General features: G+C 53.8%; 13 protein-coding genes. 10 read left to right on the top strand and 3 right to left on the bottom strand.

Going from position 1 to position 14060, the window contains the following annotated elements:
* Positions 1-193 precede the first annotated feature (193 nt).
* A complete protein-coding gene (gene bolA, locus BY447_RS15210; RefSeq protein ID WP_033731761.1) occupies positions 194-508 on the bottom strand; it encodes a transcriptional regulator BolA in 315 nt (104 codons plus the stop codon).
* A gap of 287 nt (positions 509-795) precedes the next feature.
* Here bolA and BY447_RS15205 point away from each other — a divergent pair, with 287 nt between their 5' ends.
* From BY447_RS15205 to BY447_RS15170, 8 genes are all read left to right on the top strand, one after another.
* Positions 796-1374 carry a lipoprotein gene (locus BY447_RS15205; RefSeq protein ID WP_110331457.1) on the top strand — a complete coding sequence of 193 codons (579 nt, stop codon included), beginning with the start codon at positions 796-798 and terminating at the stop codon, positions 1372-1374.
* Between the two features lie 57 nt (positions 1375-1431).
* Positions 1432-2922, top strand: coding sequence for a muropeptide MFS transporter AmpG (ampG, locus tag BY447_RS15200; RefSeq protein ID WP_110331456.1), 1491 nt, complete (start codon positions 1432-1434; stop codon positions 2920-2922).
* Between the two features lie 444 nt (positions 2923-3366).
* The gene (cyoA, locus tag BY447_RS15195) at positions 3367-4293 is read left to right on the top strand and encodes a cytochrome o ubiquinol oxidase subunit II (RefSeq protein WP_033731758.1); all 927 of its coding nucleotides are present in this window, start codon (positions 3367-3369) and stop codon (positions 4291-4293) included.
* 4 nt (positions 4294-4297) lie between these two features.
* A complete protein-coding gene (gene cyoB / locus BY447_RS15190; protein WP_013356988.1) occupies positions 4298-6280 on the top strand; it encodes a cytochrome o ubiquinol oxidase subunit I in 1983 nt (660 codons plus the stop codon).
* A complete protein-coding gene (locus tag BY447_RS15185) occupies positions 6280-6897 on the top strand; it encodes a cytochrome o ubiquinol oxidase subunit III (protein ID WP_013356987.1) in 618 nt (205 codons plus the stop codon). The genes cyoB and BY447_RS15185 overlap by 1 nt, the downstream gene beginning before the upstream one ends.
* Positions 6897-7226, top strand: a complete 330-nt coding sequence (locus BY447_RS15180) for a cytochrome o ubiquinol oxidase subunit IV (protein ID WP_110331455.1) — start codon at positions 6897-6899, stop codon at positions 7224-7226. Before BY447_RS15185 ends, BY447_RS15180 begins: the two co-directional genes overlap by 1 nt.
* A 13-nt stretch (positions 7227-7239) precedes the next feature.
* The gene (gene cyoE / locus BY447_RS15175; RefSeq protein ID WP_061061826.1) at positions 7240-8127 is read left to right on the top strand and encodes a heme o synthase; all 888 of its coding nucleotides are present in this window, start codon (positions 7240-7242) and stop codon (positions 8125-8127) included.
* 132 nt (positions 8128-8259) lie between these two features.
* Positions 8260-9624, top strand: a complete 1365-nt coding sequence (locus tag BY447_RS15170; protein WP_033782162.1) for an MFS transporter — start codon at positions 8260-8262, stop codon at positions 9622-9624.
* 602 nt (positions 9625-10226) lie between these two features.
* On the opposite strand, the gene BY447_RS15165 is transcribed toward BY447_RS15170, so the two are convergent.
* Positions 10227-10718 (bottom strand): YajQ family cyclic di-GMP-binding protein, encoded by a 492-nt coding sequence (locus tag BY447_RS15165; protein WP_003852530.1) that lies wholly within the window; start codon positions 10716-10718, stop codon positions 10227-10229.
* Between the two features lie 135 nt (positions 10719-10853).
* On the opposite strand from BY447_RS15165, the gene panE reads away from it, so the two are divergent.
* Together panE and yajL are read left to right on the top strand one after the other, a co-directional pair.
* Entirely contained in the window at positions 10854-11774 is a 921-nt protein-coding gene (panE, locus tag BY447_RS15160; protein ID WP_033782161.1) for a 2-dehydropantoate 2-reductase, read from the top strand.
* Positions 11728-12324, top strand: a complete 597-nt coding sequence (yajL, locus tag BY447_RS15155; protein WP_110331454.1) for a protein deglycase YajL — start codon at positions 11728-11730, stop codon at positions 12322-12324. Before panE ends, yajL begins: the two co-directional genes overlap by 47 nt.
* Before the next feature lie 66 nt (positions 12325-12390).
* Here the strand turns inward: yajL and thiI are convergent, their stop codons facing one another.
* Positions 12391-13839 carry a tRNA uracil 4-sulfurtransferase ThiI gene (gene thiI, locus BY447_RS15150; protein ID WP_110331453.1) on the bottom strand — a complete coding sequence of 483 codons (1449 nt, stop codon included), beginning with the start codon at positions 13837-13839 and terminating at the stop codon, positions 12391-12393.
* Positions 13840-14060 lie beyond the last annotated feature (221 nt).

The following is a 14060-nucleotide window of genomic DNA, read 5'->3' as shown; positions in this document are numbered from 1 at the left end:
TGATCCCTGTTACCAGAAGCGTCCCGAAGACATTCCGGAAAAATAGACGCAGCATTATAGCGGCATCGCTGGAATGAGTCGAGGACGCTAACTCACCACTTTTCAGCAGGTTTGCTGCTTTTTTGAGCCAGGGATCGCGTTTTTCGCTAAATCACAGAAAAAACGGCCAGCAGGCCGTTTCAGAGAAGGGAGATCAGGCGAGACTTCCGGCACCACGACAGTTAGGTGAAGCCAGAACGGTATCCTGCAACCCTTCCCACTCTTTCAGGGTGTAAGTATGCAGGGCTAAGGCATGGACACTGCCCGCTAATTCAGCCGCCAGTTCACTATAAATCAGACGATGACGCGCCAGGAAGCGCTGGCCTGCAAAGCAGTCGCTGACAATAACCACTTTGAAGTGACTTTCCGATCCGGCAGGCACGTTGTGCCGGTAACTTTCGTCATGAACTTCCAGATGAGCTGGCTGAAACGCCACACGCAGCTTTTCTTCTATTTGTTCACGGATCATGGCTATTACTCCTCAATGGCGAGCGCGGTGCCCCATCTTATTCAATCTTAGTCGCTTTTAGTGCGCTTACCCGCCGGCGGACGCTAAATATTGCATTTTATGTCAGCCCGCTTCCGGCAGGCATCATAACGCAGTCGAAACCATCAGCAAACCAGCCTGTCAGAGAAGAGGCTTAAAACGGTTTCAGAGACAATTTCACCCGTAACAGGGCTTTTTTCACTGCCGGGCAATGCTATGATGGCCGCAGTTTTTGCAAACCAACCCCCCTGACACCCACGAGAAAAAGTATGTTGAAAAAACTGTTATTCCCACTGTTGGCTGCGTTCATTTTAGCCGGCTGTGCAACCAGCAATAATACCCTCACTATCCAGCCTAAAATTCAGCTGCCGCAGCAGGATCCGGGCCTGATGGGCGTGACTGTGAGCATCAATGGTGCCGACCAGCGTAAAGATCAGGCGCTGGCAAAAGTTAACCGTGATGGTCAGTTAGTGACCCTGACGCCATCGCGCGATCTCCGTTTCCTGCTGCAGGAAGTGCTGGAGAAGCAGATGACCGCACGTGGTTATATGATTGGTCCTGATGGCGCGGTCGATCTGCAGATTGTGGTTAACAATCTCTACGCTGACGTGACGCAGGGCAATGTGCGCTACAGCATCACCACCAAAGCGGACATCTCTATCATCGCGACCGCCAAAAACGGCAACAAGCAGGTTAAAAACTACCGCCAGACTTACAGCGTAGAAGGCGCGTTCAACGCTAATAACCAGAAGATCACTAACGCGGTCAACGCCACCATGAGCGATGTAATCGCGGATATGGCACAGGACACCAGCGTTAACGACTTCATCAAGCAGAACACCCGTTAATACCGTCTCACCTCTGCCCTGCCTCGTGCAGGGCTTTTTGTTATCTGCAGGATCCGCATGAACCACTATCTTCGCCTCTTCAGCCAGAAAAACGCCGCTGTACTGTTGATCCTTGGTTTTGCTTCCGGACTGCCACTGGCACTGACTTCGGGTACGTTGCAGGCATGGATGACGGTGGAAAATGTCGATCTGAAAACCATCGGCTTCTTTTCACTGGTCGGCCAGGCCTATGTCTTTAAATTTCTCTGGTCGCCGATGATGGACCGCTATACGCCGCCGTTTCTTGGCCGGCGTCGCGGCTGGTTACTGCTGAGTCAGCTGGCGCTGGTGGGCGGGATTGTCGCGATGGGATTTCTGCAGCCAGGCCGCGATCTGACCCTGATGGCGGCGCTGGCAGTACTGATCGCCTTCTGCTCCGCCTCACAGGACATCGTTTTTGACGCCTGGAAAACCGATATTCTGCCACCTGAAGAGCGCGGCAGCGGCGCGGCGATTACCGTGCTGGGTTATCGACTGGCGATGCTGGTTTCAGGCGGGCTGGCGCTGTGGCTGGCTGACCGCTATCTGGGCTGGCAGGCGACCTACTGGCTGATGGCACTGATGATGGTGCCAGGCATTATTGCCACGCTGATGGCGAGCGAGCCGGACACGCGCACTTCCACCCCGCATTCACTGCGAGAGGCAGTTGTCGACCCGCTGAAAGATTTCTTTCAGCGCAACAACGCCTGGCTACTCATTACGCTGATTATTCTCTACAAGCTGGGCGATGCCTTTGCCGCCTCGCTGACCACCACTTTTCTGATCCGCGGCGTCGGGTTCAATGCCGGTGACGTCGGCCTGGTTAACAAGACGCTGGGCCTGCTGGCGACCATCATCGGTGCGCTTTATGGCGGCGTACTGATGCAGCGCCTGAGTCTGTTCCGGGCGCTGCTGATTTTCGGCGTGCTGCAGGCGGTTTCAAACTTTGGTTACTGGCTGCTGGCGGTGACCGACAAACAGTTGTGGAGCATGGCCAGCGCAGTCTTTGTCGAAAACCTCTGCGGCGGCATGGGCACCGCGGCCTTTGTCGCGTTGTTAATGACGCTGTGCAATAAATCGTTCTCAGCTACCCAGTTTGCCCTGTTATCGGCGCTCTCCGCAGTGGGCCGGGTCTATGTCGGCCCCGCAGCGGGGTGGCTGGTAGAACTCTGGGGCTGGCCAACTTTTTATGCTTTCACGGTGATCGCGGGTGTGCCGGGCCTGGTGCTGCTGGCTTTTTGCCGCCAGACGCTTAATCAGGTCGAGCAGAGTGGCAATTTCCTCACACGAAGCTACTATCCTCATGGCTATCGCTGGACTAATCGTCTGTTTGCAGCCGGTTGCGGCGTGCTGGCTCTCTGGCTGCTCGCGTTGGCACTGAATGAACTGGGGCTGACTGCGCTGGCACCGCTATTGACCCGCCTGTTTGAGCTGGGCATGAGCCTCTCTCTGCTGGCGGTGCTTGCCGGGGTGTTGCTGGATTACAGGGCGCTGAAGAGAACGCCGGTGTTGCCCGCGTCAGATGCTTAAGTGAAATCGATAGGTTAACGGGCTGCGGCTTATTTTGTGACGTCCGGATAAGTCGCCGTCATTTATCATCGCGTGTTATTTTTAAAAAATAAGAATAGATCCTGAGGAGGCGTAGCGGAAATACTAAAAACCGGTTAGCAATTACTTTAGTTAAATTTCATCGCGCAAATGATGCAGACTTGTTAAATATTTGGGAGTTAAAAGTAAGGGTTATTCCTTTCCCTGATTTTTTTACGGTTACTTCCATCGGTTTTTGTTATATTGATGCCAACTGCTTGTCTGCGTTAATTATTTGTCACCTGGTGCAACATCTGTGACACCCTTAGCAAAAGGTGTCAACACGTATCTGACACATCCTTAAGCTGGTTTACACTGCATAAACCTTCCCGTAAAATGCGCGCACACTTAAACGACAATAGAGCCCTTTGTCATTGAGGTCGTTAAATGAGACTCAGTAAATACAATAAAAGTTTGGGGATTTTGTCATTAATTGCAGGCACTTTATTAATGAGTGGCTGCGATAGTGCATTGTTAAATCCCAAAGGACAGATTGCACTGGAGCAACGTTCGCTGATACTGACTGCCTTTGGCCTGATGTTGATCGTCGTGATTCCTGCAGTCCTGATGGCCGTGGTGTTTGCCTGGAAGTATCGGGCGTCCAACACGAATGCGAAGTACAGCCCTAACTGGTCACACTCTAACAAGGTTGAAGCCGTGGTCTGGACCATTCCGATCCTGATCATTCTCTTCCTCAGCGTACTGACCTGGAAATCAACCCACGCACTGGAGCCCAGCAAACCGCTGCAATCTGATGTGAAACCGGTTGAGATCGATGTGGTTGCACTGGACTGGAAATGGTTGTTCATTTACCCGGAACAGGGTATTGCGACCGTGAACCAGATTGCCTTCCCGGCAAATACTCCGGTGAACTTTAAAATCACCTCTAACTCCGTCATGAACTCTTTCTTCATTCCAACACTCGGCAGCCAGATTTATGCGATGGCGGGTATGCAGACCAAACTGCATCTGATTGCGAATGAACCAGGCACTTTCGACGGTATCTCTGCGAACTTCAGTGGTCGCGGTTTCTCTGGCATGAAGTTTAAAGCCATTGCAACCAAAGACGATGCGGAATTCCAGCAGTGGGTGGCTAAAGTCAAAGCAGCCCCTAACACGCTGACCACCATGGAAGATTTCGAGAAAGTGGCTGTGCCAAGCGAAAATCATCCGGTGGAATATTTCTCTTCAGCTGATCCGAAACTGTTCATGCAGGTTATGGACAAGTTCAGGATGAGCCACGGGAAAATGGACATGCCACAGCATGAAGGTATGGACATGAGTCACGCCGCTTCCGCGGGAGCCGAGGAATAATACGATGTTAGGAAAATTAACACTTGATGCAGTGCCGTATCATGAGCCGATTATCATGGTTACGGTTGCCGCTATCCTGATAGGTGGTGCTGCGCTGGTCGCTGCGCTCACCTATTTTGGTAAGTGGAAATATCTGTGGTCTGAATGGCTGACGTCAGTTGACCACAAACGCTTGGGTATCATGTATATCATCATGGCGTTCGTCATGCTGATTCGTGGCTTCGCAGATGCCATTATGATGCGTACCCAGCAGGTGATGGCTTCGGCCGGTGAAGCGGGCATTCTGCCACCGCACCACTACGACCAGATCTTTACCGCGCACGGCGTGATTATGATCTTCTTCGTGGCGATGCCTTTCGTGGTTGGCCTGATGAACATCGCCGTTCCGTTGCAGATTGGTGCACGTGACGTTGCGTTCCCGTTCCTGAACAACCTGAGCTTCTGGTTTACCGCGGTCGGTGTGATCCTGGTTAACCTGTCTCTGGGTGTGGGCGAGTTCGCACAGACCGGCTGGCTGGCTTATCCGCCGCTCTCCGGCGCGGAGTACAGTCCCGGCGTCGGGGTCGATTACTGGATCTGGAGCCTTCAGCTCTCAGGTATTGGTACGACCTTAACCGGTATTAACTTCTTCGTGACCATCCTGAAGATGCGCGCACCGGGCATGAGCCTGTTCAAAATGCCGGTCTTTACCTGGACCGCGCTGTGCACCAACGTCCTGATCATCGCTGCGTTCCCGGTTCTGACCGTGACCCTGGCGCTGTTGACCCTTGATCGTTATCTCGGCTTCCATTTCTTCACCAATGAAATGGGCGGGAACATGATGATGTACGTCAACCTGATTTGGGTCTGGGGCCATCCGGAAGTGTATATCCTGGTACTGCCGGTATTTGGTGTGTTCGCAGAAATTACCGCGACCTTCTCCAAAAAACGTCTGTTTGGTTATACCTCGCTGGTATGGGCGACTATCGCCATTACCGTGCTGTCGTTCATCGTCTGGTTGCACCACTTCTTCACCATGGGTGCGGGTGCCAACGTTAACGCCTTCTTCGGTATCATGACGATGATCATCGCGATTCCGACCGGGGTTAAAATCTTTAACTGGCTGTTCACCATGTATCAGGGCCGCATTCAGATGCACTCTGCCATGCTGTGGACCGTTGGCTTCCTGGTAACCTTCTCTGTAGGGGGTATGACCGGCGTACTGCTGGCCGTTCCGGGCGCTGACTTTATTCTGCACAACAGCCTGTTCCTGATTGCACACTTCCACAACGTAATCATCGGTGGTGTGGTCTTCGGTTGTATGGCGGGCGTGACCTACTGGTTCCCGAAAGCATTCGGCTTCACCCTGAACGAAACCTGGGGTAAGCGCGCATTCTGGTTCTGGATCATTGGCTTCTTCGTTGCCTTTATGCCGCTGTACGCACTGGGCTTCATGGGTATGACCCGTCGTCTGAGCCAGGATATCGATCCACAGTTCCACCCTCTTCTGGTGGTTGCTGCGGTCGGTGCGGGTCTGATTGCACTGGGTATCCTGTGTCAGCTGACCATGTTCTACGTCTCCGTACGTGACCGCGATCAGAACCGTGATGTGACAGGTGACCCGTGGGGCGGTCGTACGCTGGAATGGGCAACCTCTTCACCACCACCGTTCTATAACTTTGCTGTGATCCCACATGTCCATGAGCGTGATGCGTTCTGGGAAATGAAAGAGAAAGGCGAAGCGTACAAACAGCCGGCATCGTATGAAGAAATTCATATGCCGAAAAACAGTGGTGCGGCAATCGTCATCTGCGCATTCGCTACTGTGATGGGCTTCGCGCTGATCTGGCATATCTGGTGGATGGCGGGTCTTTCATTCCTCGGCATGATCGTTACCTGGATCGTGAAGAGCTTCGACGAAGACGTGGATTACTACGTTCCGGTTGCCGAAGTTCAGAAGATTGAGAACCAGCACTTTGACGAAATCAGCAAAGCAGGTCTGAAATAATGTCAACTGAAACTCTGATTAAACATCACCACGACGCCCATGCGGAGCATGGGCATCACGATGCAGGAGCCAATAAAGTCTTTGGCTTCTGGATCTACCTGATGAGTGACTGCATTATCTTCGCAACCCTGTTTGCGACCTATGCCGTCATGGTCAACAACACTGCCGGTGGCCCGGCAGGTAAAGATATCTTTGAGCTGCCGTTTGTTCTGGTAGAAACCGCCCTGCTGCTGTTGAGTTCGATCACTTACGGCATGGCTGTTATCTCCATGAACAAGGAGCAAAAAGGTGCCGTTATCGGCTGGCTGGCGCTGACCTTCCTGTTCGGTCTGGGCTTCATCGGGATGGAAATCTATGAATTCCATCACCTGATTGCTGAAGGCTTTGGTCCGGATCGCAGTGGCTTCCTGTCTGGCTTCTTTACGCTGGTCGGTACCCACGGTCTGCACGTGACCTCCGGTCTGATCTGGATGCTGGTTCTGATGTTCCAGGTGTCTAAACGTGGCCTGAACGCGACTAACCGCACCCGTATCATGTGTCTGAGCCTGTTCTGGCACTTCCTGGACGTGGTCTGGATTTGCGTCTTCACCGTTGTTTACCTGATGGGAGCCATGTAATGAGTCATTCTGTTAACGAACATGGCGCTTCACACGGTAGCGTGAAGTCCTACATGATCGGCTTCATCCTCTCTATCATCCTGACGGCAATCCCGTTCTGGATGGTGATGGATGGCAGTGCATCTCACGGTACTATCCTCGGTATTGTTCTGGTGTGTGCGGTCATTCAGGTGCTGGTTCACCTGGTGTACTTCCTGCACTTAGACAGCAAATCTGAGGGTGGCTGGAACATGGTAGCCATTGTTTTCTCGGCCATCATCATCCTGATTGTCGTAGTAGGCTCACTGTGGATCATGTGGAACCTCAACTACAACATGATGCCTCACTAAAGAGTCACGCGTAATGTTTAAGCAATACCTGCAAGTTACAAAACCAGGAATTATTTTCGGGAATTTAATTTCTGTGATCGGCGGATTCCTGTTGGCCTCCAAAGGCAACACGGATTACGCCCTGTTTCTCATCACCCTGGTGGGCGTGTCACTGGTGGTTGCATCGGGTTGTGTTTTCAACAACGTGATTGACCGCGACATCGACATCAAGATGGAGAGAACCAGGAATCGGGTGCTGGTAAAAGGCCTTATCTCCGCGAAAGTAAGCCTGGTTTATGCCACTGTGCTGGGTATTGCTGGCTTTGCGTTGCTCTACTTCGGTGCTAATCCGCTGGCCATGTGGCTGGCGGTGATGGGCTTCGTGGTGTACGTGGGCATCTACAGTCTGTACATGAAGCGTCATTCCGTTTACGGAACGCTGATTGGCAGTCTGTCGGGTGCTGCGCCGCCGGTTATCGGCTACTGCGCCGTCTCTAACCAGTTTGATGCTGGCGCGTTGATCCTGCTGGCTATCTTTAGCCTGTGGCAGATGCCGCATTCGTACGCGATTGCTATCTTCCGCTTTAAAGATTACCAGGCAGCGAACATCCCGGTTCTGCCGGTGGTGAAAGGCATTTCCGTCGCGAAGAATCATATTACGCTCTATATTCTGGCGTTTATGATTGCCACGCTGATGCTGACGCTGGGCGGTTACGCGGGCTACAAATATCTGGTGGTGGCCGCTGCGGTCAGCGTCTGGTGGCTGGGCATGGCGTTATCGGGTTACAAAACCGCAGATGATCGTGTCTGGGCGCGTAAGCTGTTTGTCTTCTCTATCGTAACCATCACCGCGCTGAGCGTGATGATGTCGGTAGATTCGATGGCTCCGGCTTCGAAGGACCTGCTGACCTACGTCTGGTAACCGGCACCGATACAGCATGAAAAGGGCGCGATTTTCGCGCCCTTTCTTTTTGTTACCACTGCTTAAAAACTATTGTTTTACCCGCCCTGCCCCGCCCCCTAGAATAAATGCAGCACATTAACAGAGGTTGGAATGAACGATAATAAAATGACTCCGGTGGAGCTGCGCGCCACATGGGGCCTCGGTACGGTCTTTTCCCTGCGTATGCTTGGGATGTTTATGGTCCTGCCGGTACTGACCACTTATGGCATGGCATTACAGGGCGCGAGTGAAACCTTAATTGGTCTGGCGATTGGCATCTATGGCCTTGCCCAGGCGATATTTCAGATTCCTTTTGGTCTGCTCTCTGATCGCATCGGCCGCAAGCCGTTGATCGTTGGCGGACTGCTGCTGTTTGTTCTGGGCAGCGTTATCGCAGCCTGCACCGACTCCATCTGGGGCATTATTCTGGGCCGCGCATTACAGGGCTCGGGCGCGATTGCGGCTGCGGTGATGGCGCTGTTATCAGACTTAACCCGTGAGCAGAACCGCACCAAAGCGATGGCCTTTATCGGCATCAGTTTTGGCGTGACCTTCGCGATTGCGATGGTGGTCGGCCCGGTTGTGACTCATGCATTGGGTCTGCATGCGCTGTTCTGGATGATTGCGATTCTGGCGTCACTGGGAATCGTGATCACCCTGCTGGTAGTGCCATCCGCCTCCCATCATGTCCTGAACCGTGAATCAGGCATGGTGAAAGGCAGCTTCCGCAAAGTGATGGCTAACCCGCGTCTGGTAAAGCTCAACATCGGTATTTTCTGTCTGCACGTCCTGCTGATGTCGAGCTTTGTTGCGTTGCCTGGGCAGTTTGAACAGGCTGGATTCCCGGCCCCCGAGCACTGGAAAGTCTATCTCTCCACGATGCTAATCGCCTTTGCCGGCGTGGTGCCGTTCATCATTTATGCTGAAGTGAAGCGCCGTATGAAGCGCGTCTTTGTCGGCTGCGTCGGGATGATTGTCATTGCGGAGATCGTGCTGTGGGGTGCAGAAGGCCACTTCTGGACGCTGGTAGTGGGTGTTCAGCTCTTCTTCTTCGCCTTTAATCTGATGGAAGCCATTCTGCCTTCGCTGATCAGTAAAGAGTCACCCGCAGGTTACAAAGGTACGGCGATGGGGATTTATTCCACCAGCCAGTTCCTGGGCGTGGCCGTTGGCGGCAGCATGGGTGGCTGGGTGTTTGGTCATTTCGATGCGCAGACCGTGTTTTTGGTGGGCGCGATGGTGGCTGCAGCCTGGCTGTTTGTCAGCATGACGATGCAGGAGCCGCCTTATGTCAGCAGCCTACGCATCGTGCTGAGTGATGCGGCACTGGCTGTGCCGAATCTGGAGCAGCGACTGAAGGCGCAGAAGGGCGTTAATTCCGTGTTTATTGTGCCGGAAGAGAAAAGCGCGTATATCAAAATTGATAGTAAGGTCACCAGCCGGCCTGAGCTGGAAGCGCTGCTGGGGAGTTGCTGATTTCCAAACTGTTCTAGCGACACCATCTGCCCGTTTAGCTGTAAGATCGAGCTGGCTCAGGGAAAACGGTCAGATCGGAAAGTCGCAAAAGCCGCCATCCATGGCATGCTCGGCCCGCGCCGTCCTGGCGCGGGACGCTTTCCTCCTCTGACCCTGTTCCCTGCGCCCCTGAGCTTTTGCGCTGCTGCCAGGTTCACCCGCATTTAAGTTTCTGAATAAATATCAACCCGCGCAATCCTTTTTACAGACCACTAACCAGCTTAAAGCGATGGGAGCCTGTGCCTGTAGCAAAGCATCGCGGGCCCGGGACAAAAACGCCGGGAGCGTTTTTGAACAACGCAGAGCGTTGGCCCGGCAACGGGCGCACCTCAGGGATGAGGTGCGTAATCGCCCGCGCTGAGCCCGCCATGGATGGCGCTGTTGCGTCTTTGCGTAAGGCACTGGCTCCCTGAGCCGGTACACGATCTTGCAGACGCCGCAACTCCTAACCTGCTCTATACGCTAGACATTTTCAAAGTAATATCCCCTATTAATAACAAAAAACCCGGCCTGAGCCGGGTTTTTTATCACTGCATTCATGCTGAAAATTCAGCCTCTCCCACTTAATCGCGGAAGTTTTTAAACTGGAAAGGCTGGCCCAGATTGCTGCCGCGCACGATCGCCATCGCACCCTGCAAATCATCACGCGCTTTGCCGGTCACACGCAACGCTTCACCCTGAATCTGGGTCTGTACTTTCAGCTTGCTGTCTTTAATTAGCTTTACCAGCTTCTTCGCCACGTCGCTCTCAATGCCTTTCTTCAGTTTGGCATCGACCGCCCAGCTTTTGCCGCTGTGCTCGATCTCTTCCGGCACCTCTAAGGCTCCGCCTTCAATCCCGCGCTTCAACAACTTCTCACGCAAAATATCGACCAGCTGCTTAACCTGGAAATCAGACTCGCTGGTGATCTTGATGGTTTCATTCTTTTCGTTGAGCTCAAACTCGGCGCTCACGTTGCGGAAATCGAAGCGGGTAGACACTTCACGGTTAGCATTCTCCACCGCATTGCGAATTTCCTGCAGATCGACTTCTGAAACGATATCGAAAGATGGCATCTCTTCTTCTCCTGACGCTAAAGTGACATGCATAATACGCGTCTTAAGGTGCTAAATAAAATCAGGCTGCACACAACGCTATAATGTAGGTGTGACAGTAAATAACAGATGGATAGCCCGCCAGCGGGAGGCAGCATGAAAATTACCGTGTTAGGTTGCGGTGCATTGGGTCAGGTCTGGCTGACAGCGCTTGCCCGCCAGGGACATGAAGTACAGGGATGGCTGCGCGTGCCGCAGCCTTACTGCTCAGCCAATGTAATCGATCCTCAGGGCAACATCTCGAATCGCACGTTTATCGCCAACGATCCGCTGTTCCTGGCGGAAAGCCAGCTGCTGCTGGTCACGCTCAAAGCGCCACAGGTTTCACCCGCCGTGAAGAATCTGGAAAGTGTGCTGCCAGAAAACTGCCCGGTGCTGCTGCTGCACAACGGTATGGGTACGCTGGAGGAACTCAAAGGGCTGACTCAGCCACTCCTGCGTGGCGTCACCACGCATGCGGCGATGCGTGATGGCACCGTTATCAAGCACATCGCCAGTGGCATCACCCACATTGGTCCCGGTAACCGCAAAAGCGCCGCTTACAGTGACCTCGCCGACATCCTGCACCCTGCCCTGCCCGATGTTGCCTGGCATGACAACATCCGGGCGGCCTGCTGGCGCAAACTGGCCGTCAATTGCGTCATCAACCCGCTCAGCGTGGAGTATGAGTGCCAGAACGGCGCACTGCGCGCGTATCCGGAGCAGATCGCGCAACTGTGCGAAGAGATCAGCTGGGTTATGGATCGTGAAGGCCAGAACGTCGCCAGTGACAGCCTGCAGGACATCATCTTCGACGTGATCGAAAGCACGGCGGCCAATACCTCATCGATGCTGCAGGACGTTCGCGCCCAGCGGCTCACCGAAATCGACTATATCAGCGGCTTTCTGCTGCGCCGCGCCCGGACGCACGGCCTGGTGCTGACGGAGAACACCCGTCTGTATGACATTGTAAAACGCAAGGAGTCCCATTATGACCGCGAACGCATCAGTGCTGGTTTGCCTGGCACATGGCAGTGAAGAAACCGAAGCTGTCACCATCATCGACCTGCTGGTTCGGGCCGGGCTGAAGGTTGTCACCGCCAGCGTCGAAAGCGATGGCAGCCGGGAGATTGTCTGCTCACGCGGTGTTCGTCTGCTGGCTGACGTCACGCTGGTCGAAGTCGCCGATAACGATTTCGCCGCCATTGTTCTGCCCGGCGGCCTGAAAGGGGCTGAGACCTTCCGTGACAGTCCGCTGCTGGTCGAAACGGTGCGTCAGTTTCACCTCAATGAGAAGATTGTCGCCGCGATATGCGCAGCCGCAGGCACGGTACTGATCCCTCACGATCTCTTCCCGGTCGGTAACATGACCGGCTTTCCTGGCCTGAAAGAGACGATTCCGGAGGAAAAGTGGATGGAGCGACGTGTCGTCTGGGATCCCCGCGTTAATCTGCTGACCAGCCAGGGACCTGGCACGGCAATGGATTTTGCGCTGAAGCTGATCGATCTGCTGGTGGGAAAAGAGATGGCACGTGAGGTCGCTGCACAGCTGGTGCTGGCTCCCGGCATTTATGACTATCAGGCGTAAAGACTCAGGCTTAAAACGAGAAAGCCAGTCAGCCCTGAACAGGCACTGACTGGCTCAGAGCGATGACTACGGGCGGTAGACTTTAACGTTCTTAAAGCCCTGCTCATGCAGATAGAGCGCCTGCAGACGGCTCATCACACCACGATCGCAGTAGAGCAACCAGGTGCGGTTCTGATCGAGATCGCCAAACTGCGTACTGAGTTTGTAGAATGGCAGCGACTTCACTTCCGTGGCGTTCAGCGTCAGGGGCTTCTCTTCCTGCTCATCAATAGAGCGGATATCCAGCACCACATCGTTGTCACTCAGAAGCGCGACGGTCTCAACTTCCACCACCTCCTCTTCCGTTTGCTCAGCAATAGTACGGATATCGACATTGGTCGCTTCTTCCACCACCCGATCCAGAATTGAGAAGTCGAAATTCTGCTCTTCCGCTTCGATCTTCGCCTTCACCGCCTTCACCGTCGGGCTTTTTGAGATCACACCACAATATTCCGGCATGGTGCTGGCGAAATCTTCTGTGCCAATCTCCCGGGCAACTCTGATGATGTGCTCTTTGTCATGAGAGATCAGCGGACGCAGAATCAGCGTATCCGACGCGTTATCAATCAGGCGCAGGTTGGTCAGCGTCTGGCTCGACACCTGCCCTACCGCTTCACCCGTGACCAGCGCCTGCACGCCGTAGCGCTCAGCAATCGTCGAGGCGGCACGCACCATCATGCGCTTCAGCACCACGCCCATCTGGCCGTCATCCACTTTTTCGAGGATCTCACCGACGACCGGCTCAAAATTGATCGCCACGAAGCGCACGCGGTGTGAACGACCAAAACGATTCCACAGATAATGCGCAACCTGACGCACGCCAATCTCATGCGCGGCACCGCCAAGGTTAAAGAAGCAGTAATGCACGCGGCTGCCGCGGCGCAGCAGCATATAGCTGGAGACACCGGAGTCGAAACCGCCGGAAATCAGCGACAGCACATCTTCCTGCGTGCCGATCGGGAAACCGCCCAGACCTTCGTAGCGCGCCGTCACCAGCGTCAGGCGATTCTCTTCAACTTCAAGGTTCACCGTCACGTCAGGATTTTTAAGCTGCACGCGGGCGCTTTCAATATGCTGATTCAGACCACCACCCACATAGCGCTCTACATCCTGCGAACTGAAGCTGTGCTTACCGCGACGTTTCACACGCACGCAGAAGCTCTTGCCCTCAAGACTGTCGCGATACTGCGCTAACGTCTGTTCAAAGATGTGATGAATATCGGTGTACTCGCGATCTTCAACCGCTAAAACGTGATGGATACCGGGAATGCGGGAAAGCTCATCGGGAATAATGTCCGCCAGCGCCGCATTTTTTGACCGCACTTCAATGTGATCCCAGTAGCGCACAACGGCGATGTCGTCGCTGACGGTTTTCAGGACGTTGCGGATATTGCTGGCAAGAATCTTGATAAAGCGCAAACGCACCGACGGACTCTTGATGGTGATTTCAGGAAATAACTTGATGATAAACTTCATGGCGACACAGCTTCGTTGGGCAAATAAGTGCTAAAACAGGCGGCACTTAGCTGGTAAAATCACAAAATTGCGGGCTGCAAGGCGCAACCGCATCCGAGGCGCGGGAGTATATCACCTTTGTCAGGTGACTGCTTCTTCATCAGCCGCCGCATTGATTATTTTGCTAATCATAGGGTCTCAGCTACCATGACCGATTGCGAGATAATGTCCCAACCGTGAGT

It is taken from the genome of Pantoea sp. JKS000250 (genome assembly GCF_003201065.1).
In the GTDB taxonomy this organism is placed as follows: Bacteria; Pseudomonadota; Gammaproteobacteria; order Enterobacterales; family Enterobacteriaceae; genus Pantoea; species Pantoea vagans.
The sequence above is the reverse complement of the archived record's forward strand: the minus strand, read 5'-3'. Positions and strand labels throughout refer to the sequence as shown.